Genomic DNA, 23,840 nt, shown 5'->3' with positions numbered 1-23,840 from the left:
AAGGTATAGTGAATATTTTTCATTTTAATATTGTTTCTTAATAATATTAAAATGGAGGGCTGCTAGTATATAAATTGTTATCGTTACAATAATAAAAAGATATAAAAAAGAGTTTTTAAATATGAAGATGCTATTTGCAATTTTTACAGCATGCGTAAGCATTGTTTTATCAACACTCAGTGTATCCGTGCATGTATAGAAACATCAGGAGAAGTTAATTTTGACCCTATTTTAATAGAGTATCAATAGAAAGGTTTCGTAGATACATACAGATTCTCACCAACTTCCTGGAAAAATGTTGATGGCGAAAGTTTCAGAATGTATTGGGATGAAAATACGCATGGTTCGCAACTTGATCATAGTTATAAACGTCATGGTTGTAGTGCATCTAATGAAAAATTGTTGAAAGATTTAAATCGAGTATATTATTTATGAATAATAAGTTTGTATAAATATATTGTTAAACATCCGTTTGCTTATAATTAAAATAAGTGAGCAGATGTTTTTATTTATGGGTGGTTGTTAATTACATTTTAATCGCTTTCTATAGCATATATGCACATCAAAAATAACGAAAAGGTATAAAAGTAGTTATGGGAGATCCTGTTTGTCTTCAAAATTAACGTATGAATAATATTAGAAAAGGTTAATTGATGAGCTTAAGTTATAAAAATGGACCGATGAAGTTTAATAATAGAAGGGTGTGATTATTTATTCTAAAAAACAACAAGTTCGCACGAAATACCAATTTTACGAACAATAAAGTAGTTAAATAAAAATCTAATAACGGTATCTAGGGATTTCAAGCTTAGTTGCATAGATTTTCGTATGTTTGCATGTGCCTATATAATTAATATTTTATATAGAAATTATTAAATTTTGAGTTACTCATTAATAAATTTTATATAAAATTACATTTTACTTTATAAGATTTTTTCACACGTTGATTTAATCAACTCCCTATAATCATGATTAAATAAACTGATTTATATTTTTATAAAGACTTTTAAACTATATTCATGTATTGGTCTTTTGTATGAATTTATATATCAAATTTGTTTTATTTTACATACATTTATATGTAGTTTTTGCTCTAATTTTTATGGTCAAATACAAATTTCTCACTTGATTATCTATAATTTTTATTTGAGTAATTACATTATTCCATTCACTATTGAGCATGATTTAGTATTCCGTAATTTAATTATGTAAATAAGTTTGTGTAAAAATTGAATTTAATGCGAACTTGTGTTCGTACCTATTTTCTGTTATAGTATATATGAGGTGATTTTTATGGATTACAGCAAACAACGTCAAAAATCCGTACATCGTAAGAAATTATACGAGAATTTAAATGAAATGCCCTTTTACATAGAAGAATTTGTGGAGTACAAAGAATTGCATGATGCCTCCCCCTCCACCCTACTGAATTATGTATATGATTTTAGAGTCTTCTTTAATTGGCTATTATCTGAACAAATTATTGAATTTAAGCCCATTAAAGACATATCCTTCTCTGATTTGGAGAATTTAAAGAAAAAAGATGTTGAGAACTTTATGAGGTTTTTAAAACTACAACAAAACATGCAGAATTCCTCTGTTAACAGAAAAATTTCGGCCTTAAAGTCTTTATTTAAGTACCTCACCTCCCTATCAGAGAATGAAGATGGAGAATGCTATTTTTATAGAAATGTAATGGCTAAAATTGAAATACATAAAGATAAAGAAACATTAAATGCTCGTGCAAAACGTATGAGATCTAAAATTTTCCATAATGATGATGATCAAGAATTTCTGAATTATGTTAAGTACGAACATGAAAAAGCTTTAACAAAACATCAGTTATTCTATTTCCTAAGAGATAAGGAGCGTGATGTCGCTATCCTTTCCCTCTTTCTTGGTAGTGGTATTCGTGTAAGTGAATTGGCCGATCTCCGCATGGAAGATATAAACTTAAAAGAAAGACTAATTGATGTAATCCGAAAAGGAAACAAAGAAGATTCCGTTTGGATTACCCCAATTGCATTAAATGATCTTGAAAAATATATGGAGATTAGAGATAACAAATATGCTCCAGGGAAAGAATTACAAAATGTATTCTTATCTAAGTATAAACATACTGCACAGCCTCTTTCTGTTAGGGCTATCCAAGATATAGTAGAAAAATATACTAAAGCCTTTGGCAAAAAAATGTCTCCTCATAAATTAAGACATACATTGGCAAATAAGTTATATATGGAAGAAAAAGACTCGTTACAAGTGATGCAACAACTTGGACATACCAGCCAGGATACGGCCTTATTATATACACAGCTTGGAGAAACAACTATCAAAGATAGCTTAGGAAGAATAGGAAAGAATAAATAATAAAAGTTCAGCAATTTTGTATTGCTGAACTTTTATTATTTATTCTTAGTGGATTTAAAATCTATATTAAATCCACTTCATTTTGAACTTTATTATGTAATAAATACATAGTTTAAATTATACTTTAATTAGAATTTAAACTCTCTTTTGATAGTTAACTATAAGGGTCTCTCTCCAGGTTTGCACTTCAAATAATATAAGACTGTTATTTTTAATTGGCATTATATTTATCATACGTTTCTTCCAAACCAAAGTGTGTTAGAGGCTCACTGTCTGTTTTGAAATAAATTTATGATCCTACAAATCTTATACTGTATACCATACATAAAAACAAAAAAACTATTCTCAGACAGTTTTTTTATTATTAGCTTTTTTGTAACAACTCATCTTATTAAATCTTGACCTAATATTCCTGTTACTTTAATTTATAAAAACAACTAACATCAAAATTCTATTAAAGTTATACTAATTATAGAGGTGAGTTTATGAAAAATGAGCCAAATAATAAAAAAACTGTCCCATTATGCAAAAAAAATAAATCCCAAAAAATTACCAACGAGCAGTGGCATGCTATTATATATAATGATTCTTCTTATGACAATAAGTTTTATTATGGAGTAAAAACGACAGGTATTTTTTGTCGTCCCTCATGCAAATCTAAAATTCCTAAAATAGATAATGTGAAGATTTTTAAAAATGCACAAGAAGCATTATCTCAAAATTTTCGCCCTTGTAAACGTTGTAAACCAAATGCATTAAATTTACCTAATGAGGAATGGATAAAATATGTTACAGATTACATTGATAAGAACTTTGATGAACCTTTGACATTAGAAAAGTTGGCCTCTATATCTCATGGAAGCCCCTTCCATTTACAACGTACCTTTAAAAGAATTAAAGGATTAACTCCTATGGAATATATTCAACAAATCAGAACTTCAAAGGCTAAGTATTATCTTGAGCAAACCAATTATTCAATAATAGAAATTGGACTTACTGTAGGTATACAAAATACAGCATATTTTTCTACATTATTCAAAAAGAAAACTGGATACACACCTAATGAATATAGAAAATTACACCAAAAGTGAAAATCAATAATTTTGACTTTAAATAGAGTTCACTAAAAAATCCAATAAGAGCATTCGTTTTATTTCAAAAAGAATTCCTTCAATTTTGATTTGCAACTACAGAATCTTTACTCCCTTTTCAAAAATCGACTTTCACTCGTAATTCCATAATTACAAAGCTTTGTCGATAAATATTTTGTAGAATTTTCTAAAAAATGAACAAATTTTGGATATAAATGATAAAATTTTTAAAAAAAGGTATTTTCCTCGTATTGTCTCTGGTATCTTAGCAAGTTTCATTAACAGATATATTAGTATGCAGATGGTGATAACTAAATATATTGAAGATGGAGGTCGTTGATTATGATTAATAACAATGCACTTTTAACTCTTGATGTTAACTTACAATTAGATATTCAGAAAGAGACTATCATTAAGAACGGTTTACAATTATCTCTCTCAAGGATTCAATTTAAGTTGTTATTTTATTTGGTATGTAATAAGAAAGTTCCTATATCCAGTGAAGAATTAATACAATATGCTTGGGGCACAAATGATTATATTACTAAAGACGAATTGTATGTATATATATGTAGGCTCAGGAAAAGGATCGAAGATGATTTTAAAAATCCTAAATTACTTTTATCTATTCGCAGAGTTGGCTACATGTACTATCCGCCCCAGTTTGTAGAATTGAATAGCAAAATTTAAAAAGAATTTTTTATATTAATCATGTTACCCTTTTATAAAAGGAGTGATTTTATGGGAAATAAATCAATTACACTGTATCAAGCAATTGCTCTGTATATCGCTGCAATTTTGGGTTCTGGGGTATTATTTTTATCAGCAAGTACTGCTAATATAGCTGGACCTGCATCAATCATTTCGTGGATATTTATAATTATTTTAAGCTTCCCTCTTGCATATACCTTTGCTTGCTTATCACGATCTTATCCTGATGCAGGTGGTGCAGCTACTTTTGTAAGAATGGCTTATGGAAATCATATGGGTAATTTAATAGGTTGGTTTTATTTCTTCTGTGCTGCAGTAGGACAAATCATAGTCTCTCTAACTGGTGCTTTTTATGTAGGAATCGCTTTTAACCTATCCAACGGTATGATTACTTGTTTAGCATTATTTATCTTATTAATGGGTTCAATTTCTAACTATTTTGGTGTACAAACAAGTGGTAAATTATCTTTGATTTTGAGCTCATTATTAATTGTTTTATTGCTAGTAACAATATACTCTTCTTTCGATAAGTTTGAGTATTCTAACTTTAAACCATTTGCACCTAATGGGATAATTTCAATTGGCACAGCTATGACAATGTGTTTATGGTCTTTCTTTGGCTGGGAAGCAATATGTAACCTTGCAGATAAGTTTGTAAAGCCAGAAAAAGATATTATTAAAGGGACGATTATTAGTGCAGGGATTATAGGCATATTGTTTATTTTATTAAGCCTAATCACTATTGGCACTAAGACATATGGTAACCTTGAAAGCAACCTCTCTCCCTTAGCACTATTAATGCAAGATTCAATAGGAATCGGTGCGAAATATTTAACTGCTATATTAGCTTTTATTATTTGCTTAGGTACCGTCAACGCATTTATTGCTAGCATAACACAACTAGGTTTTGCTTTAAGCCGTGATAAAGCATTTCCAACTTATTTTTCTGAAATAAATCAACGTACTCAAACCCCCACTCGTGTAGTAGTATTTATTTTCGTCTTTGCATCTATAGGTGTGATAACAATAAGTACATTAAAAATATCTTATGTGGATCTGTTATTTATCCCAAATTCATTAGGCTTAATGGTATATATTTTTTCATCAGCAGCTGGTATTAAACTTTTCAAAAAAGGTACACTACAAAAAAAAGCTGCTTTAATATCTTTAATTTTATGTCTTTCATTAATCCCTTTCTTTGGTATATACTTCTTTGTACCACTAATAGTAGTAATTCTTTATTTTATGTATATAAATTACATGCGAAAATTGGCTAGTATAAATCAAAATTATTAGTTCTATTACACCATTAACTTTTTATACACTTTACACAATAAAGAACTCTTTTACTTCTTATAAGAAGTAAAAGAGTTCTTTATTTGGATAAAATAAGTTTATCTATAGAAATATAGTTTGTCTTTATTTCTATTTACTACGGAAGCGGTTTGAAGCTTATCAATAGTTTGTTGTTGTTTCACATTTTTTTCTTCAAGCATGCATTTCTGCTCATATAAAGGTAATAAATAAGTTTGAATAATTTTTTCTGCTGCAACTAATGAAGAATCGGATACATCTATAACACTTTTTATTTCTTTAACTATCTGCTTATTAATCATTTAACACCTCACTACATCCATATTGAACCTTTTACAAAAGTATTCATACATATATATTCTTCGTACCTTCAGCGGTATAAGTGTACTGAATAAATTCGCGATGCAGTAATTGTAGAGTCTTAAATAGAAAGCTTGTTGAAATTTTTATTGATATTACATTTTCTTTTGGAATCACTTGTAATATAGGTATTAGATGTGATGACAATGTCTTCTTAATTGCCTCCACTATATGATAATGATTACCATCAAAAATACCTAATATATTTACATTTACTGTTTTTCTACTTTTATTATTGTATTGAATAGCAAAAACGTTGTTTTTACTCATATTATCTTGTGTAGAAGTTGAAATTTTTGTACCTATCTGCTTAGTTAAAGTCATCCGGATATTGATAGGTATCCCTTTCCTCTCTGCCCATTTTATTGATTCTGCATTTATAATTTTAGCCCCAAACTTAGCCATTAGATAAGCATTTTTATATGAAATCTGTGGTATAACCATAGCTTCATTTATAATAGCTGGATCTGTAGTCATAATTCCTTCTACATCAGTAAAAATGTCTATTTCATGTGCATCTAATGTATATCCTAAAGCTGTTGCGGTTGTATCACTTCCACCACGGGACAGTATTGTTACTTCCTTTTCTGGTGTGTGCCCCTGAAACCCTGCAATTACTGGAATGTAACCTTTTTTTATATTTTCTAAAAGACAAGATGTATGGATTTTTGTTATAGAGCTATTAATGTATTTTTTAGAGGATGTTTGAATTCCTGCTCGTGTGCCTGTTAAAGCTATAGATTTTATACCTGCACTATTCAACATACTACTAATTACGACACTTGAAATTATTTCTCCGCAAGATAACAATAAAGCTTGATCATGTTCATTTATATTTACGCTATTGCTTCTTAAAAATTCTAACAATGTATCAGTTGAATAAGGATCTCCTATTCTTCCTATTGCGGAGACAATGATGACTGGGTTAAAGCCTTGTTCAATGGTTTCCTTAATTAGAGAAACTATATATTCCCTTTTTCTAAAGGTATTTATAGAGGTTCCTCCAAATTTCATGATTCGTATGTTCATTATCCCACCCACTTAAAAGTAATATTAATTTGTTTATTGCATTACTTTTTTTGTTTCACAGAACCAATTTTTTACGACGTTTATATTAGTGTTATCAAATTTTATTTTTTCGATATTTTCCCAATTAAGATTTTGATTGGAAGATACATCTACTCCTAGCGCTTCCTTAAGGGTCATCGAAAAACTTGGAAGTATAGGTTGGGCAAAATAAATTAATGCTTGAATCATATACCCTAAAGAGGCTAATCTTTGTAAATAAATTTTCATATTTATATCTTTTACAGGAATTACTTGGGTGTCTAAATAATCCTTACATATTTGTAAATATTCGTGTAATACTTGGCTAGCCTGCCGCAGACTAAAGTGATTAATATCATAAAAAGATTCTAGAGATTTTTTTGCCCAACTCACAGTTGCTTTTGCTTTGAGGTCAATGAAATCATTAAATAGGCTTAAATCCATGGAAGTTTCCTTTATAATTTCAATAAAGGTACTAATTGTATTAAACCAAGTATCTTCCAATTCATTTTTTCTAATTTGATTGAAATCTTTTAATGAGAAGTTTGTTTGGGTGTGTTCCGGATTTGTACGACAAACATAATAGCGTAAAGAGTCTGCCGGTACTTCTTTTAATAAATCACTGCCCCATATTGCATGCTCTCTACTTGTAGAGAATTTTGCGTGCTCTAATAAATAAAACTCATTGGTAATGATGTGCTCAGGTAATAAATAACCTTCGTCTATTGCAAAACATGTTGCTACATGCAAAACTGCATTAAAGAAACTGTTGTCATAACCAAGAAATTGTACAAGTGTTGCATTATTTTCACACAAGTTCTCCACTGAAAAATTACTATCATTTAATTGTAACCATTTATTTGTAGTTGCTATATGTCCTGGATACATTTCAAACCAAACATTAATACACTGGTTTGTATATCCCTTAATTGGTACTGGTATACCCCATTTAGTGGGATATGTTACAGGATAATCAGGAATAGGTTTTGAAACAATCCAATTGCATAATTCCTTGAGATGAGGCCTCCAACTAACTCTTGAATTATAATATTCCACCAGCTGATCTCGGTAATTTTCTAATGGAAAAAACATCCCTTTGTAACTGCTAATTGTTGGTGTTTCCCCACACAGACCACAAACCGGATTAATAAGCTCAATTGGATCATTAATTCTACCACAGGCTTCACAGAGGTTTCCTGAAGCTTTTTCGTTACAAAATGGACATTCACCCTTTATAAAAGATTCAAATAAATACTGATCGCAATTATTACAAAAGTGTATTTCTTTTTGCTTTTCGACAAAAACTCCTTTATTGTATAATTTCTTAAAAATACTTTGGACAAATTTAATATGCTCTTGATTGTTTAAAGAATTGGAAAAAATGTTGAGATTTATAAATGCGGCACCTAAAGTATCTTGCACTTTTTTTGTATAATATTCTACTAATTTCTCGGGAGTCCATCCTTTTCTTTTAGCTGTTGTTGCTATATAAGTTTGATGATCATCTCCACTCGTTGAGTAAATTACATTATTTCCTTTCATTTTTTGAAATCTACTAAACACATCTGCTGCTAAATATGGTCCAGATAAATGTCCAATGTGTAAATCCCCATTAGTCGTAGGGGGAGTTGCGGTTACAATAAAAGTTTTCATTTATAATCCCTCACTTTTTATTTGTTAAAAAACTAAAAAGCAATATAAATTATTGAAAAAAATTAAAATAAACATCTTATTCTATTAATTATCGTGCCTCTAGTAATGCCCCCCACCAAATACATAAAAATTCTAAAGACGTGTCACCTATATTTTTTATTGTATGAGTTGAAAATGGCTCAAAATATATAATATCTCCTTTTCCGACTATCTTTTCTTGTCCATCAACATTAATTATTCCTTTTCCGCTAAGAACAATAAAGGTTTCCTCTTCATCATGATGATGTGGGTTAGTTTGCTCCCCTGGTTCTACTATTGCCCAAGCTGAACCGAAAGGTTGTTGTTTTGTAACATGCCATGGAAATAATCTGCGAAATTGTGAATTATATTCGTTTGTAAAACTATCCTTAGACACAGGTTGGTAGTCAATTAATCCCTCATTCTGCACACGCTTTAGTGCTCTGCCCAAATATAAATCAACAAAGTCTTCCTTATAATTTTTCAACAATCCATTTTTAACTATTTCTAGATATTCTTTAGATGGCATTGCAAGGGGGGCATGATTTTCAAGTTGTAGTGTATAGACTGGCATAGAACCATTATCTATTTTTGCTATATTTTCTTTTAAAATATACCCATGTCCATTTTTTATAAGATCATCTATTTGTTCCGTTTCTATTTGATACGCTATACCATAGACTCCTCCACCTTGTTGTGGGATAATTGTAGATGTTCCCCCTCTAAAATCCTCATGGTAACCTGTAAAAGTATAGATGTAATTTTCTAAAACAGCTTTTTTGTAATTTTTATATCCACCAATATCTTTAACCATTTGTTCAGGATTCGTACTAATACCATAGGCAAAAAACCAAGGCATTTTAAAAACTCCCTTCTTTTAAGGTAACAGAAATAAATTCAGATGATTTTATTTGATAAACATCCCATGGGAAATTTTTCAGATCCCCTCTATCATCTAATTGAATATTACCTAATAAAGTAGATTTCGTTCTCAATAAAGAACTCATTCTATTAATACATTCTTTTATTCCCTTTCTTTGTAAAATTGGTAATGTACTCAATAATAAACTTGTTGCTACATAACTAGTTATGGAATAAGCTCCTACTTGAGTACCACTTATATTCTTATAATTCTTAGAAAAAGTGTCGTAATAACTATGATTATTATTTCTTCCTGTTGAAACTACATATAAATTTTCATTATTATTTTTTAATTCTTTGGCAAATTCATCTATAAAACAGTCATCTCCCAAAATTATTATCCCTCTATAGTCTACCTCTTTTAGTTTCCTTAGAAATTCTAGAGCACTCTGATAGATACCAGCAAAAAATATGATATTAGATCTTTTTATATTTAAATCATTAAAATTGATTTGTACATCCCATTTTTGCTTTAGTATTGTGCACCCCTTTTTCTTGGATAAATACTTCTCAACTTGATTCGATAAAGAGCGCCCATGAATAATGTCTTCCCATATTATTGAAACATACTTATTTGTACAATTAAAATTTAAAATAAAATCCACAACTTTTTCGGCTAAATAATTATCTTTTCCACAAATCCGTAGAACATTATTGTATTCTTTCTCTGTTAGGGAAAGTTCTGTAGAAGCTGGCGCTAAATATAAAATATCATTTACATTATATATAGGTGCTGCTCTTAGAGCTTCTGTACTACTTAGATGCCCAATTACAGCTTGTACCCCCTTATTGACTAAGCGCTCAGCTGCTGAGATATCATTAATCCCTGAAATACTATCATCTTCCCAGAATAATTCTATCTTGTGTGATGGATTATCTTTTATCCAGTCATGTATAGCTAAGAGACTACCAAAACATAATTCATAAGTATGGAAACCTTTATTTCCACTTAATCCGAGTCGGAAAGACGGTAGGCTTTTATCCTGTTCTGGCAAAATTAACAATTTATGAAAATTAGGTTCATTATTATCAATTACCATTTATTCATAGACTCTCCTTGCTTCCATGTATTTAGATTGATCTCGACGTATTAAATCAGGATTATAACCATTTGTAACAGATACATAATAAGCCATTAATTGAAGGGGAATTATTCCAACCAAAGCACTAGTCAAATCTTCACAATATGGTAATTTTATTACTCTAGTTTTATCTGTTTCTATAAAATCTTGTGAAGCGAAAATTACTATTTTACTATTAACCTTTTCTGCTGCTCTTATTAAATCATTAATTCTATTAATAACACGTAAAGGTGGTGATATAATAGTGAGTACGGTATTTGAATTACACATAGGTAAATACCCATGTAGTACTTGTTCTATATCTATGCCAATTGCAGGTGAATAGCTAGTTTCTACAAATTTTAATGCGGCCTCTCTTGCTAAAGATTCGCCTACTCCAGTTCCTGCAAAAATCCAATTGTTAGCAGGCTGTAGTTCCCTCGATAAGATTGAAACTTTTTTATCAATTGACAAAATTGTTTCCTCAACCAACTGAGAGATTTTTTCGAATTCCTGTTTGATGTTAGATGATATATTTTTTACTCCATAGTATTTAGATAACTCATAAAACAAACTTAATATCGCCCCTATACTTACTGTATAACTAATTGTATGAGCTAACGACTTTTCAAAAGGATATCCATTACTTATTACATGATCCGCCTTTTGTGCAGCACTGCTTTCTGGGAATCCTGTAATTAAAATAGTTTTTGCTTTTACGGCCCGAACATTTTCTAATGCTTTTAAAACCATTGTTGTTTCACCAGAATGTGATACCGCTATGACCACATCTTCTGAACTTATATTCCATGGATGATGAATTAATTCAAACGCAGGAACAGAACGAATCAGATTTACATCTTTAAAAATCATTCTGGAAATATATTCACTTGTCAAGGCTACGTGATACGAAGTTCCACAACCTGTAATAAATACTCTCCTACAATATTTTATTTGATTCACTATTTCTATGATTTGCTCATTATCAATAAAACAGTTATTAAGATTGTTCAAATAACGTACCTGTTCACAAATTTCTTCGTACATATAATAAGGATGCGCTTGTCGAATATTTTGCATTACATACCTCCTCATACTAAAGAACATAATTACATATAATCATACCTATATTTTCCTTTTATTAGTTTACTCTCAAAAAAACGTTCCAATTGATAAGGTTGTATTTCTGGTTGTTTTTCTTTTGTTAGTATTTCCTTTGCAACAGCCTCACCAACTGCAGGAGCAATTTTAAAACCACCTCCACTAAAACCTACAGCTAAGTATACATTCTCAATCTGGGGACACTTCCCAATAATAGGGTGCTTATCAGGTGTATAACCATCAAAACTTACTCGCCCTCCTATAGGAAAGAAATTTTCTAAAAAAGGTAGACGTTTCTTTATTTTATTTTGTGTATAAGCTATATTTTTTAAAGTTGGAACACTATTTTTATTATTTGGATCTACATCCCATTGATTATGAAACATTCCAATTAATATTTCTTTCTCTGAAATCGGACGAAAATAAGTACCAATAGTATCGTCAATATGAGTTAATAATTTTGTTGAAACTTTGGAATCTACTCTTGATAAAAAACAGATGCCAATTTGTTTTGAACGTAAAGGTAGGTTTATGTTGTGTTTCTCTAATATTTCAGTTGCCCACACATTGTTGGCAATTATTATATTATCTGCATACAAGCTTCCAATGTTAGTTTCTACACCAATCGCTTTTTCTTTTTGGATAATCAATTTGTTTATACGGACTCCTTCTCTCAATAACACTCCATTTTCCAATGCTTTGCTTATAAAACAATGAGTAGTTTTTATTGGATCTGCGTAACCACTATGTGGTTCAAATGCTACTAATCCTATTCCTTCAATAGAGGATTCAGGTTGTATTTCTTTATATTCTTCTGGAGACAACAGTTTAATAGGTACGCCTATTTCACTTATCATACTTACATTGTGTGTAATTTCGTTTTTAAATTCCGGGCTAACAATCATTGCAAAACCAGTTTTATTAAAACCGCAATCTCCACCTATATTTTCATTCCATTTAGAATAAATTTGTAAACTTTTCCAAGCTAGTTTACTTTGAAACGAGTTTGTATGATGCATTCTCAGAAGGCCGCCAGATTTACTGGTAGCCCCTATTCCTGGTGGTCGTGATTGTTCACATAGAGTTATTTTCCCTACATGATTTTGAGATAAATAATATGCAATACTTGCTCCAATTATGCCCCCACCTACTATCAAGATATCACTATGACTATTCATTTTTCTCTTCCTTATATTGTAATAATGCAGAAGAAAATATTGATACGGCATCTTGTACGTGTAACTTATTTATGATTAATGGAGGAATCCAACGAATAACATGATCCTGTGTTCCGCATGTCAAGAGTATTAATCCCCTCTCAACACATAACTCACGAATCCTTTTAGCTGTTTTTGAATCTGGAAGACCTTCATGATCTAGAAACTCACATGCTATCATAAGACCAAGTCCTCGTACATCCGAAATGAACGGATAAATTTCCTGAAGACCTTTTAAATAATTAAGTATAATCTCCCCTGTTTTTTTTGAATTTTCCACTAGGTCCTCTTCTTTTAAGACATTGATAGTTTCTATTGCAGCTGCAGCTGCTAATATATTTCCACCATAAGTCCCACCATGAGAACCAGTTATCCATCTACTCATTAATTCTTTTGATGCAGCAATTCCACTAAGAGGTAAACCTGATGCCAAACCTTTTGCAATTACTAAAATATCTGGTGTAACTTCAAAGTGCTCCATTGCAAATAATTTACCTGTTCGTCCAAATCCAGTTTGAATTTCATCAAAAATTAATAGAATTCCATATTTGTCACAAATTTCTCGTAAACCTTGAATAAAAGACTTTGGCGGAATAACATATCCACCTTCTCCTAATATTGGTTCTATAATCATTGCAGCAGTTTCCTCTGGAGAAGTTTGAGTTAATAAAATATGTTCTAATTCCTTTAAACATCGTTTTGTTAATTCATCTGAGTCAAAATTATTTCCAATTTCATAAGGAAATGGACTAACAATAACCCCAGGCATTAATGGTTGATAAAATTTCCTATAAATGCTTTTTGCTGTAGTAACAGCCATTGCTCCTACAGTCCGCCCATGATATCCGCCTTGGAAACAAATAATATTAGTTTTTTTTGTCGCATGACGAGCTAACTTTATTGCACTTTCTACCGCTTCACTACCACTATTACTAAAGAAAAAGCAGTTTAACTCACTAGGAAGTAAATCGCAAAGTTTATGAGATAATTTTGTGATGGGTGTATTATAAAAAATAGTAGCTTGTGCATGTAGCATTTTTTCAGCTTGATGTTTTATAGCATTTACAATTCTCGGATGACAATGTCCAGTATTGGTAACTCCTATACCTGAAGTAAAGTCTAAAAATTCTTTTCCATTTATATCATATATATATGGACCTTTTGCATAATCAACATGTATTTGAGTAAAGTGTGGCCATACTGGAGATAGATGTTCAAAATTATTTAGTAAAGAGACTTCCATCAATTATTCTACCTCCTGTAATATTCGAGTATTTTTTAATTGTGATTGTATACTTTCTTGGATTTTTCCAGCTTTTACAGCCATCATACTAAAGGAAGCTGCATCACTTATTCCATGCGTTCTTTCAGTTAAACCATTTACATAAATTTTAGGTGTGAATTTCTCGGAAGTCTTAACTTCATAATTTTGACTAATAATTAAATCCTCATCTTCATCCAATTCAATATAGTTACTTAATGATTGTAATCCATTTGGGAATTTTTCTTCATAAAATCCAGTACATAAGATTATATAATCCACATCAAGTTGTAACTTTTCTTGTGTGTACATATCAGTTACATTCAGTTTAAATGATTTATCTTTTTCAGCTATAGTAGTTAACTCCGAATTATTAATAACTTGAATTCTATTTATTCCCTGAATACCTTCTTCGTAGATTTTCCAATATAAAGAACGACTTACATCAGCATCAACCGCAGAATAGTTTGTATGTTTTATTTTTTCAAACAAATATTGTTTCTTTTGTTTTGGTACAGAATAGAAATAATCAGCAAAATAAGGGAAATATACTTCATTACTAAAGTGACCTAAATCATAAAGTCGAAATCCCATACCACGATGAATAGAAGTTATTTTTGATTGTGGGAATCGTTGCGCAAGATCTAATACAATTTCAATAGCATTTTGTCCTGACCCAATTACAGCGAATGTAGGTTGTTTTTCTTGAACTGTTTTAATATGACTTTTATAACCACTTGAGTGAAATACTCTCTGGCCAACAAATTCTTTACAAATTTCGGGAATGTTTTTTCTTCTACCTGTACTTAAGACTATATTTCGTGCTTTAAATTTTTTTATAGCCCCAGTATTTAAATCTTGTGTGGAAACTTGAACCATTTCTACCGCTTTAGTTTCTGATGATACAATTGGCTCAACATTTAAAAATTTATGTCTATAAAGAGTATTTTCTGATACTTGATCTGCAACCCACTTTACGTAATCCGACCATTCAATTCTTCCAGGATTACTTGAAAATTGGCCAAACGTAAATAATCTATCTTTTTCCTTTAAATACATCGGAAAAGTATACCTACTTCTTGGATTACGAGGTGTAGCCAAGTCTCTGAGGTAATGATGTTGAATATCTGTTCCCGGTAGTAACATTTCCGGCATCCAAGTGGAATCCTTGGCTTGCTCTACAAATAAACATTTTAAATTTAAATAATCAGAAGGATTTCCCTCTTCAAAATCCTTCATGGCAACAGATAGCGCAATACCTGCCGGCCCAAATCCTATTCCAATAACATCGTAAATTTCTTCATTTAGAAAATCCATTTAAATATACCTCCTATTAATTTAATAAAGAATATTACATTTTGATATTTTTGTATTCCCTCCTCTCATCCTTATACTATCAAATAGCTAGCGAAATAAACCTTTCACTTCATTAAGGTTTATTTCGTATACAAATCTAATAAAATTTCATTAAAAACTTGTAGAAATTCAAGTTTATTAATTTAATTTAAGATTTAATGCTTTTTTACATTCCACAAATGGTTTTTTTTGGTATATTATAGGTGTATAGTGTGGATAATTAATTAGGAGGGTGAATGATATGTTTTATAATCGAGTGATTACCATGGCTTTACCTTCTCTGAATGCTATTTCATATTTAGAGGTGTACCAATTAGACCAAAGATATTTAGATAAGGTTTTAACTTTATCACAGGAATTTCAAAAATCTTTAAATATTGAGGATTTTAGCTTCGATTTTCAAAAAGCTATCGAGATTACAGATTTTTACGACAATACTTTTGTAACAAATAGTATAAATCATACTATAAAAAAAGAAGGGGTTAGTGTTGGCAAAATGATTGACACTATCTATTTCGCTGTTAACAACCTCCTAGAATTATCAGAACATAATAATATTTTTCGTTCTAGGGTGTTAAATACTATAACTAACGCTTTTTTAAACCTTTCACATCAAGAAAATGAATCTTACTTTTTCTATTATCAAAAAGATAATAATCAAACTAGTTATCGTTACCATATTTTTTTAGCAATTCAAGAAAATAACGAAAATCTTTTCTTGAAAATAGTTCCAATTTCAATTGATGTAACAATAAATTCCAATATTGAGGAAATAAAAATTTTAAACACCCATGACATTAGAGATTTTACTGTTAATATAAAAGCAATAAACTTAGTGTTTTATGATATAGACAATCCAAATTTATTAAAAGATTTTAATAGAAGTTAACGTAATTGAACTAGAGAAAACGGCTGATGGTTGGAAAATTAGTAAATCAAAAAAAACGGTCTAGAATTCTAGACCGTTTTTTAGTTCCCTCAATCTTCTTCGAAATCACGTAGACTAGCAAGCAATTCTGTAAATGTTGAGCAAACAGGGTATATTGCTTCCTCTATGTTTTCCTCCTCATGCTCCCAAAATACTACTGTTGGTGATTCAGGATTGCTACGGTAATCAAAACACAGATGATTCCCAAATGAATCCTTACCAAAGGGATATACTTTATTTGCTAATCTATCTTTTATATCATCATAAACTTGAATGATTGAATTTCTACTTTCTAAATCAAAAGTTAATAGCTTACTAAATACATTCTCATCCTGTCCGGGTACATCAAATATTTTTGGTCTTGGATAACCACTATCATATTTTTTTACACATTCTACAAAATCCATAGGGAATTTAATATTGAAATATTGTTCTACTTTCTGAATATTTTCATCTGTAATTTTTTTTATTTACTCCAATCCAAGTAACGTTGTCATATATACTCCTCCTTACTTATCGCTTTCTTTTCCCCAAATTTTATATCCACCAGTGTGATCTGTTTTCCTATGTGTTTCATAATCCACAAGTTGCATTCGTCCTGCTTCTTGATGATGATGCCATGTATAATTTTCTGGTACCTCGCCCAGCTTAAATAACTCTATTTCTTCTTCTGTGAATTTTGCAGCTAGCTTAGGGTCTTTCATTATTTGTTCGTATAATGCTTTACTACATATTCTATCATGTGTTGGTCTAGATTTTTTAAAATCAGCTTCTTTTAATTTAACTTCAGAAACGGGTTTAAAAATAGGGAAACCATCTAAATCATACGGAATGCCTGTAACTGGATGTTTATTTCCTGCTAACTCACATCAGTGCCCAAAAATTAGATGCCTCAATTCAAGATATTTTAAATCAATACAACCTCTTTAGCCTTCCAAAACTATGGGGGAGTGGAAAAACAGCCGCCGCTGATGGAACAAAATACGATTTATATGAAGAAAACTTACTGTCAGAATACCATATCAGATATGGGGGCTATGGAGGAATAGCTTATCATCATGTTTCGGATAATTATATTGCTTTATTTAGCCATTTTATCCCCTGTGGGGTTTGGGAAGCTGTTTATATTATTGATGGATTGCTAAAAAACAAGTCAGATATCCAACCCGATACGATTCATGCTGATACACAAGGTCAGTCTACCCCCGTCTTTGCACTTTCTTATCTATTAGGAATCAATTTAATGCCTAGAATTCGGAATTGGAAAGACTTAAAGTTTTTTAGACCAAGCAAACATATTCAATATAAACATATAGGTCCTTTATTTAGTGATGTAATCGATTGGAAGTTAATTGAGACTCATTGGCAAGATTTATTTCAAGTTGTTTTGTCTATAAAAGCTGGAAAGATACTACCCTCAACTCTTCTCAGAAAACTGAGAAGTAATAGTAAAAAGAATCGACTGTACCAAGCATTTCGAGAGCTAGGCAGAGTCATTCGAACGATATTTCTTCTTAGATATATCTCAGATATGAATTTAAGAGAGCAAATTACAGCTAGTACAAATAAAGTGGAAGCATATAATGGTTTTTCAAAGTGGTTATTCTTTGGTGGGGATGGAATTATTACTGAAAATGATCCAGTAGAACAAGAAAAACGTATTAAATATAATGATCTCGTTGCCAATGCAGTCATTTTTCAAAATGCCGTTGATATTACCATGATTTTATGGCAACTCAAGAGAGAAGGTTATCGATTCTCACGAGAAGATCTGGTTATGTTAAGCCCATATATGACGAAACATTTAAAACGTTTTGGCGATTATGTGATTGATTTACAAAACATTCCACAACCAATAGAAGAGAATATACCTGTATAAAAGATAAACGGGTCAAAAAATGGAAATAAAAACCAGTATATGACCCGTTTTTACACGTATCTCGGCTGAACCCCGAGTAGAAGGAGCATATTTCGACATACCTTTCAAAAACATGCTCCTTCTAATTGATTAGTGTATTCTTTAATTTAAAAGTTTATATCTTCATACGTTTCAATAATATGACCATTTGTTGATTCTATTTCATTAAGTGGATCATGATTTCTTAACCCACCGAAATCAAGACCTGTTAAGTTTTCAATTTTCGAAACGGCTACTTGATATGTTTTATATTCGCCATATGCAAATTCCAGATTATCTATTAAATTTTTTTGAGATTGTAAATAAGCTGTAGCAGATAAATTACCATCTTGCTTAACTATTACAACTACCTTCCAAAATTCTGCTGGTATTTGTACTCCTCGATAAATCAAATCATCACTTCGGAATACTGGTCCGGTAAACACTGTTACTTTAAGGTTAAAGTTTTTAGCATTTTTCAAGATATAATCCTCTAGACCCAACCATGTCTCTTGATTTAATTTTTTATGTTGTGGTGAGGCATTTGTAAAATAGAAAGTATCTTTGTTTGCTTCTTCTGCAGAATTTCCCCACACAGGATCCCTTCTACGAACAAGATGTCCTCTATCAAGATCATTATCTATATATAGTTCATCACCGCACTGATATTTTTTATCAATACGAGGGTCAAAATTCCAGTCATCTTCACGGCCCACATTTTTCAAATTATTCCCATCAATATTAACTACAGTATAGTAAGCTAAACGACGTTTTTTACTCATAACAATCGAAAAATGTGTATAGTTTAATATTCTTTCTCCATTCTTGAGAAGCGCTATATCTAATTCAAGATCGGGACGTAATTTAGGATGTGAAACTTCATAATTATCACCTAAAAATTTAGTATCATGACCTGTCGAGTCTTTGTGCCACTCTAAAGGTAACTCCTCAGAAATTAACTCTCCAGTTGTGTTTTCAACTAATTCCCACGATTTTGAAAAATCGTCAAGTAATTTCTTCTTATCATCACTTAGATTTTGAGACTGATTCATAACAAACTGTACAATACTACTAATTCGTATTCCTTCGTTTGCTATATATTTTGTACTATCTTTTGGATCAGGAACTCCTGAATGATGAAGTGCAATAACCATCCATTCATCATTAAATACAGCTGATCCAGATGAACCTGGCTGTGTATCCGTTTCATAATGAATAAAATCATCAAATATATCTTGAACTTTATTCTCTCTATTCGCTACCATCTTAGGTGCACCTGAAGGATGCTGAATTATTGATACGTGCTCACCAACTAATATCTTTCCTTTATGCGGTAAAAGCGGTAAAAAATTAAAATCACTTAATTTCGCTTCGTCAGCAGATGTTTCTTCTACTGCAACTAATGTAAAATCAAGTTTCTCATCTGTTATAAAAAAACGATTTGGCGCTAAACGAAAATTTTTAATTTCTCTTTCTTTTAAATCTAACCCCAACTCATAATTGAATTGTGCAAGACTAAAAAGCGCAGCATCTTCATCTGCTAAAACATGATTATTTGTAAGGAGTAAAGATGGAGACACAAGAAAACCTGTACCATGTCCGCGAACCCTTCCAATACGATCGCGAACCTCAATTCTACAAACAGACTTAGCAGCTTTAAGTCCTGCTTCAAAGTAAGAGATAGGAAATAAATCATTTCCTTCAATAATGCGCTCTAATGCTAAGCCATCTCGTGGATTAATAATTGCTTTTCGAAAAGAAGCCCGTTCTGGTTTGCTTACTTCCAATGGATTTTTATGCTGTAATTCACTCTTGAGATGTTCACGTTTGTTTGAGCGTTCAATAAAGCGATTCAGAGCATTTTGTTGTTGTAAAGACATTAATTTCTGATTGAAAATTAAATCATTTTCGAATTGCATATTAGACATGTAGTTAGTCCTCCCAAATATACATTTTTTAATACCATTTGTATGAATATGAGTATCTTTTCTAATACTGTTTAATTTTCTTATAATAATAGTAGTAGCTCACTTCAAAAGTATTTAGAAAGTAGAAAGGGTACATTTGTTGAATAAATTGCTTATCTTTTTCCGAAAATGTCACTCCTCCAATAGCTTCAAAATCTCCAATTGTGTGCTCATTGGGTATCGTATAGAGCATTATTGATGTTGGATCAAATTCTGTGAAACTCGTTATATTTTTATCGTATCGATTAAATATGTTGTTATCAACATCTTCTTTTGACCAGTTATTTGGTGGGCCCATATAATACGTATATACAGCTTTTTATCCCAAGGTATTTTCGCACTCGGATTTTGATGCTCGTGAATACACCCCAGGGCATTTCCAAATTCATGTAATACCACTCTTGAGTATTCAACTTCAGGAGTGTCTGGTTGAAGCCAACCATAGTTCATTGTTGGCTCCTTCTTATCCACTTCCTTACAGGAGGTTCCAATATATGACCAACTACCGTCATTCATGTCAAATGCTATACGTATTTCTGCGTCAGGATTATTTCCAAATTCCAATTTTATATTTGCAAATTCTTCCCATCTTTTTGCATGTTTTTTGACTTTTTCTTTCACTTCAGGAAGCCCCTCTAAAAAACACACATTTATTGTTTGGCCTGGTACCCACTTATACTGATCAATAAGACTTATTTCCTTAGAAAAATTAGGTGGTATTTTATCAATGCATACTTTAACTGTTTTAGGCATAAAATCTAATCCTTTTTATATCGAAATTAAATGATTATTAACCTGGTTTTCATACTTAAAATAGAGTTTATATAGTAATTTGAGATACATTCTCTTAGTAACTATATATTTCTCTAAAATTTGCTCAATTTATAAGGGATACATCTTCCCTATAAAAATTTTATCTATTTCTGATAAAGAAGTATTCCAACCAATTTCAAAATCACCGATAGTTAATTCATTTGGCACAGGATATTGCATAATTGATTTAGAATCGTGTGGTGTAAATGAAACTCCTTGTGGATTGAGTTTAGCTAATACATTCTGGTCAACCATTTCTTTAGACCAACCACTATTCTCTGCATAATATCGATATACAGCTGGTTTATCCCAAGGTATATTTGCTCCTGGACTAGCTTGTTCATGTGATATACCTATACAATGACCAAATTCATGCAAAACAACACGAGAAATTTGTGATTCTGAGCTTGCAGGTGTTAAACCGGTTAAGCTCATAGTAGGTTGATTTATAGGAATTCCTAGATTATCAGTACCTACATAAGACCAGAATCCCTTATGTCGAAATGTAATACGTATTTCTGCATTTGAATCATCACCAAATAAAAATTTAATATTGGCGTATCTGCTCCATTCATTAGCATATTTTTTAACTTTTTCTTGTATTACTGTGTTCCCATCAAGAAAACGTACACGTAGAGTTCGACCACTCTTCCATTTTTTTGCTGTTATTAAAGCCATTTCATTATTATCAATGGCTTCCTTTGACACTCCATAGGAGTCGAGCGCATTATCCGGATTTTCTTGAATTGCTAAACGAGATGCTTCAATTAATTGATTATCATTTATGTTCATTTGCACGCAATGATCTAGCGCTTCATTATTTGACAAATTCAATCCTCCCAATTATACGATTTAAATTACCTTTTATATTATGAATTAAATAACAGAATTTTATTCTGAAAAAAAATCTATCTATAAGTTATTATTAAATTCATATACACAATTTATATTAAGATACGAATATATATTAATTTGAATAAAGTTTTATTTATATATTAATAAAAATAATGATAAATAGTTCTTTTCTACACTTTGAAAAGTTCCACATCTAATTCAGTATGCGACAATAGCATTTCAGTATTAGTTAAAAAATTCTTTTTTATTGATTCATCTTACAGTTATTTAGTTAAGTTCTCTTACAATTTATAGAGATTTTAAATATCGTTCGGCTGGATTTTTTTAGTACTACCTTTTGTGAAAGATCAAATATATCCGGAATCAAGTATTGTGCTATACAGTGTTGGCTCAGTTCTATTTAGTTCAAAACTAAATATGTATTTACAAGCATAAAAGGTTCACTACAAAAAGGCACACCTAGAGGTATGCCTTTTTGTTTAAATTTTTGTACTAACATTTCTTTCTTGGTTATAACATTATGGGGACTAAGTTTAAAGAAAAGGAAATGAAAGGAGTAAACTACTTGTTCCGTAATTTATTTGTATTTAAAAATAAATTTTATTTACAAGGGCTAATTATTTAGCTGGCGTGAACTGATTTTAGGCTCTTATAATAAGTATTTTATAGCAATTTATAAAATAGATTTATGCAATTAATTTTGTAACCAATTAAGTATTTTTTCTGATACAACAGGATGATTCAAATATCCATATAATTTATGGGGGTTACATTTCCCTTTCTCATCTACCCAAAATGTGTAGATTTCAGGCTCATCTGTAATACTTCTAATAAGATTTCTCTCAAGCATTTGATGAAAATCATCCTTTATGTCACCATCATGTGCTACAAAATCATCTACAGCTCGAATATTAATCCAATTCATAATGTTAGTTGGGTACATTCCATCATTTGGTTCGTTTGAATCATAGAGACTTTTTTTCACTGCAGGCTCGCCTAATGGATTACCTAATGTCATCCACAATGAAATTTTTTTCTCCCATAAATCTTTATATTCACTCATCCTTGAAAACTTCCATAAAACGTCATAAGATACCATGCATCCCATGCTATGTGATATTAAGGCAATATCATCATTTGCTAATAAAGATTCCCTTAAAATTGGTTGCAAACGTTCACGAATTTGCGACCCTACTACCCTGCTAGTTAGATAAGAACCTAAATCTGGAAGGAGTTTATTTATTACTTTTTGAGTTATTCCAATTAAAGATAAGAAGGGGCTCGCAATTGTAGCTAAATCATCACCAAATTTTATAATTTCTTGTTTTTCAATTAATCGATCATAATCTTCTATTGTGTGCTTTTCAAGGGGTCTTTTTATTAGTTTTTGTAAGGGTTTGTTGTAAGTATTATCTGGAACATACCAATTATCTGAAATCCAAACGAGTTCTTTTTTTAATTCCGGTCTATTTTCCATCAATATTTGGTTTAAAATATCACCATAGTATACAACCGTTACTTTTACATCACCAACTTCAATTGCTTTTGCCATTTTTTTATTTATTCGCTGGATTCCATTTATTAGAGCGTTATTAACTAAAGTTTGCTTTATAGATTGTTGTGGTTTTGTAGATCTTCCATGAATAATGATTATATGTTTTTTTCTTGTCATAATTATCTTTCTCCTGTTGCACAAAGCTATAATGCGAAAGTGCAAAAATTTGTAGTTAACTAAAAAACTTTAACTTTAAGATGTTTCTAAATAAAAAGAGGCACATCATATCTATAATGTGGTCATCTCCCTGTCAAGTAGACAGTAATAAAAAGAGTATTATGCCACGGCCTTTTCCCGATATTCTATCGGGGAAAGGCCGTGAAGTTTTTCTTGGAATCTTTCTGTAT

Annotated in this window: 19 protein-coding genes and 3 pseudogenes; 6 read left to right on the top strand and 16 right to left on the bottom strand. The window is 30.8% G+C overall.

All coding sequences use genetic code 11. The features are described from left to right. The first annotated feature begins 1,293 nt into the window (after nucleotides 1-1,293). The 4 genes from xerS to ACTFRH_RS21225 all read left to right on the top strand — a co-directional run bounded on the left by xerS (nucleotide 1,294) and on the right by ACTFRH_RS21225 (nucleotide 5,465). A complete protein-coding gene (gene xerS / locus ACTFRH_RS21240; RefSeq protein ID WP_000386599.1) occupies nucleotides 1,294-2,367 on the top strand; it encodes a tyrosine recombinase XerS in 1,074 nt (357 codons plus the stop codon). Between the two features lie 485 nt (nucleotides 2,368-2,852). After that, complete coding sequence (locus tag ACTFRH_RS21235) at nucleotides 2,853-3,458, top strand: bifunctional transcriptional activator/DNA repair enzyme AdaA (RefSeq protein ID WP_000787313.1); 606 nt, start codon at nucleotides 2,853-2,855, stop codon at nucleotides 3,456-3,458. Between the two features lie 342 nt (nucleotides 3,459-3,800). After that, nucleotides 3,801-4,148 carry a winged helix-turn-helix domain-containing protein gene (locus ACTFRH_RS21230; protein ID WP_050426822.1) on the top strand — a complete coding sequence of 116 codons (348 nt, stop codon included), beginning with the start codon at nucleotides 3,801-3,803 and terminating at the stop codon, nucleotides 4,146-4,148. 51 nt (nucleotides 4,149-4,199) lie between these two features. Continuing rightward, nucleotides 4,200-5,465 carry an APC family permease gene (locus tag ACTFRH_RS21225; protein WP_000527239.1) on the top strand — a complete coding sequence of 422 codons (1,266 nt, stop codon included), beginning with the start codon at nucleotides 4,200-4,202 and terminating at the stop codon, nucleotides 5,463-5,465. A gap of 98 nt (nucleotides 5,466-5,563) precedes the next feature. On the opposite strand, the gene ACTFRH_RS21220 is transcribed toward ACTFRH_RS21225, so the two are convergent. From ACTFRH_RS21220 to ACTFRH_RS21180, 9 genes are all read right to left on the bottom strand, one after another. Beyond that, nucleotides 5,564-5,785, bottom strand: coding sequence for a hypothetical protein (locus tag ACTFRH_RS21220; RefSeq protein WP_000608855.1), 222 nt, complete (start codon nucleotides 5,783-5,785; stop codon nucleotides 5,564-5,566). A gap of 43 nt (nucleotides 5,786-5,828) precedes the next feature. Beyond that, the gene (locus ACTFRH_RS21215; protein WP_001026146.1) at nucleotides 5,829-6,872 is read right to left on the bottom strand and encodes an amino acid kinase family protein; all 1,044 of its coding nucleotides are present in this window, start codon (nucleotides 6,870-6,872) and stop codon (nucleotides 5,829-5,831) included. 33 nt (nucleotides 6,873-6,905) lie between these two features. Further along, the gene (locus ACTFRH_RS21210) at nucleotides 6,906-8,543 is read right to left on the bottom strand and encodes a methionine--tRNA ligase (protein WP_000846733.1); all 1,638 of its coding nucleotides are present in this window, start codon (nucleotides 8,541-8,543) and stop codon (nucleotides 6,906-6,908) included. A gap of 88 nt (nucleotides 8,544-8,631) precedes the next feature. Then, complete coding sequence (locus ACTFRH_RS21205) at nucleotides 8,632-9,420, bottom strand: cupin domain-containing protein (protein WP_001145763.1); 789 nt, start codon at nucleotides 9,418-9,420, stop codon at nucleotides 8,632-8,634. 1 nt (nucleotide 9,421) lies between these two features. Beyond that, nucleotides 9,422-10,522, bottom strand: coding sequence for a branched-chain amino acid ABC transporter substrate-binding protein (locus tag ACTFRH_RS21200; protein WP_000234107.1), 1,101 nt, complete (start codon nucleotides 10,520-10,522; stop codon nucleotides 9,422-9,424). Beyond that, complete coding sequence (locus tag ACTFRH_RS21195; protein ID WP_033703451.1) at nucleotides 10,523-11,623, bottom strand: SIS domain-containing protein; 1,101 nt, start codon at nucleotides 11,621-11,623, stop codon at nucleotides 10,523-10,525. A 29-nt stretch (nucleotides 11,624-11,652) separates the two neighbouring features. Beyond that, the gene (locus tag ACTFRH_RS21190) at nucleotides 11,653-12,822 is read right to left on the bottom strand and encodes an NAD(P)/FAD-dependent oxidoreductase (RefSeq protein ID WP_001084263.1); all 1,170 of its coding nucleotides are present in this window, start codon (nucleotides 12,820-12,822) and stop codon (nucleotides 11,653-11,655) included. After that, nucleotides 12,815-14,104 (bottom strand): aspartate aminotransferase family protein, encoded by a 1,290-nt coding sequence (locus tag ACTFRH_RS21185; protein ID WP_061885017.1) that lies wholly within the window; start codon nucleotides 14,102-14,104, stop codon nucleotides 12,815-12,817. Before ACTFRH_RS21185 ends, ACTFRH_RS21190 begins: the two co-directional genes overlap by 8 nt. A 3-nt stretch (nucleotides 14,105-14,107) precedes the next feature. Continuing rightward, a complete protein-coding gene (locus ACTFRH_RS21180) occupies nucleotides 14,108-15,439 on the bottom strand; it encodes a SidA/IucD/PvdA family monooxygenase (protein ID WP_000346903.1) in 1,332 nt (443 codons plus the stop codon). 280 nt (nucleotides 15,440-15,719) lie between these two features. Between ACTFRH_RS21180 and ACTFRH_RS21175 the strand changes: the two genes are divergently transcribed. Then, nucleotides 15,720-16,367: a hypothetical protein gene (locus ACTFRH_RS21175; RefSeq protein WP_000499738.1), complete on the top strand. Its 648-nt coding sequence runs from the start codon at nucleotides 15,720-15,722 to the stop codon at nucleotides 16,365-16,367. 89 nt (nucleotides 16,368-16,456) lie between these two features. On the opposite strand, the pseudogene ACTFRH_RS21170 reads toward ACTFRH_RS21175, so the two are convergent. Together ACTFRH_RS21170 and ACTFRH_RS21165 are read right to left on the bottom strand one after the other, a co-directional pair. Beyond that, nucleotides 16,457-16,907, bottom strand: a pseudogene (locus ACTFRH_RS21170) (SMI1/KNR4 family protein). A gap of 8 nt (nucleotides 16,908-16,915) precedes the next feature. Further along, nucleotides 16,916-17,272: pseudogene (locus ACTFRH_RS21165) on the bottom strand (HNH endonuclease); the annotation flags it as partial. Here ACTFRH_RS21165 and ACTFRH_RS21160 point away from each other — a divergent pair. Further along, nucleotides 17,272-18,285, top strand: a pseudogene (locus ACTFRH_RS21160) (transposase); the annotation flags it as partial. The pseudogenes ACTFRH_RS21165 and ACTFRH_RS21160 overlap by 1 nt on opposite strands. A 146-nt stretch (nucleotides 18,286-18,431) precedes the next feature. Here ACTFRH_RS21160 and ACTFRH_RS21155 read toward each other — a convergent pair. From ACTFRH_RS21155 to ACTFRH_RS21135, 5 genes are all read right to left on the bottom strand, one after another. Next, nucleotides 18,432-20,231, bottom strand: coding sequence for a DNA/RNA non-specific endonuclease (locus tag ACTFRH_RS21155; RefSeq protein WP_000069116.1), 1,800 nt, complete (start codon nucleotides 20,229-20,231; stop codon nucleotides 18,432-18,434). Between the two features lie 264 nt (nucleotides 20,232-20,495). Further along, nucleotides 20,496-21,023 (bottom strand): M12 family metallopeptidase, encoded by a 528-nt coding sequence (locus tag ACTFRH_RS21150; RefSeq protein WP_003304220.1) that lies wholly within the window; start codon nucleotides 21,021-21,023, stop codon nucleotides 20,496-20,498. A 129-nt stretch (nucleotides 21,024-21,152) separates the two neighbouring features. Continuing rightward, complete coding sequence (locus ACTFRH_RS21145; RefSeq protein ID WP_000069205.1) at nucleotides 21,153-21,911, bottom strand: M12 family metallopeptidase; 759 nt, start codon at nucleotides 21,909-21,911, stop codon at nucleotides 21,153-21,155. Between the two features lie 721 nt (nucleotides 21,912-22,632). Then, nucleotides 22,633-23,610, bottom strand: a complete 978-nt coding sequence (locus tag ACTFRH_RS21140; RefSeq protein WP_000197076.1) for a hypothetical protein — start codon at nucleotides 23,608-23,610, stop codon at nucleotides 22,633-22,635. A 159-nt stretch (nucleotides 23,611-23,769) separates the two neighbouring features. Then, nucleotides 23,770-23,840 (bottom strand): IS3 family transposase (locus ACTFRH_RS21135; RefSeq protein ID WP_325782447.1); only part of this gene is annotated, 71 nt, incomplete at its 5' end.

The organism is Bacillus cereus group sp. MYBK216-1 (genome assembly GCF_051916495.1).
GTDB classification, from domain to species: Bacteria; Bacillota; Bacilli; order Bacillales; family Bacillaceae_G; genus Bacillus_A; species Bacillus_A thuringiensis_K.
This window is presented reverse-complemented; position numbering and strand designations above follow the sequence as displayed.

Excerpts from the sequence above, each read along its gene's own strand:
- xerS (WP_000386599.1), top strand. The coding sequence starts at position 1,294 with ATGGATTACAGCAAACAACGTCAAAAATCCGTACATCGTAAGAAATTA.
- ACTFRH_RS21235 (WP_000787313.1), top strand. The coding sequence starts at position 2,853 with ATGAAAAATGAGCCAAATAATAAAAAAACTGTCCCATTATGCAAAAAA.
- ACTFRH_RS21230 (WP_050426822.1), top strand. The coding sequence starts at position 3,801 with ATGATTAATAACAATGCACTTTTAACTCTTGATGTTAACTTACAATTA.
- ACTFRH_RS21225 (WP_000527239.1), top strand. The coding sequence starts at position 4,200 with ATGGGAAATAAATCAATTACACTGTATCAAGCAATTGCTCTGTATATC.
- ACTFRH_RS21220 (WP_000608855.1), bottom strand. The coding sequence starts at position 5,785 with ATGATTAATAAGCAGATAGTTAAAGAAATAAAAAGTGTTATAGATGTA.
- ACTFRH_RS21215 (WP_001026146.1), bottom strand. The coding sequence starts at position 6,872 with ATGAACATACGAATCATGAAATTTGGAGGAACCTCTATAAATACCTTT.
- ACTFRH_RS21210 (WP_000846733.1), bottom strand. The coding sequence starts at position 8,543 with ATGAAAACTTTTATTGTAACCGCAACTCCCCCTACGACTAATGGGGAT.
- ACTFRH_RS21205 (WP_001145763.1), bottom strand. The coding sequence starts at position 9,420 with ATGCCTTGGTTTTTTGCCTATGGTATTAGTACGAATCCTGAACAAATG.
- ACTFRH_RS21200 (WP_000234107.1), bottom strand. The coding sequence starts at position 10,522 with ATGGTAATTGATAATAATGAACCTAATTTTCATAAATTGTTAATTTTG.
- ACTFRH_RS21195 (WP_033703451.1), bottom strand. The coding sequence starts at position 11,623 with ATGCAAAATATTCGACAAGCGCATCCTTATTATATGTACGAAGAAATT.
- ACTFRH_RS21190 (WP_001084263.1), bottom strand. The coding sequence starts at position 12,822 with ATGAATAGTCATAGTGATATCTTGATAGTAGGTGGGGGCATAATTGGA.
- ACTFRH_RS21185 (WP_061885017.1), bottom strand. The coding sequence starts at position 14,104 with ATGGAAGTCTCTTTACTAAATAATTTTGAACATCTATCTCCAGTATGG.
- ACTFRH_RS21180 (WP_000346903.1), bottom strand. The coding sequence starts at position 15,439 with ATGGATTTTCTAAATGAAGAAATTTACGATGTTATTGGAATAGGATTT.
- ACTFRH_RS21175 (WP_000499738.1), top strand. The coding sequence starts at position 15,720 with ATGTTTTATAATCGAGTGATTACCATGGCTTTACCTTCTCTGAATGCT.
- ACTFRH_RS21155 (WP_000069116.1), bottom strand. The coding sequence starts at position 20,231 with ATGTCTAATATGCAATTCGAAAATGATTTAATTTTCAATCAGAAATTA.
- ACTFRH_RS21150 (WP_003304220.1), bottom strand. The coding sequence starts at position 21,023 with ATGCCTAAAACAGTTAAAGTATGCATTGATAAAATACCACCTAATTTT.
- ACTFRH_RS21140 (WP_000197076.1), bottom strand. The coding sequence starts at position 23,610 with ATGACAAGAAAAAAACATATAATCATTATTCATGGAAGATCTACAAAA.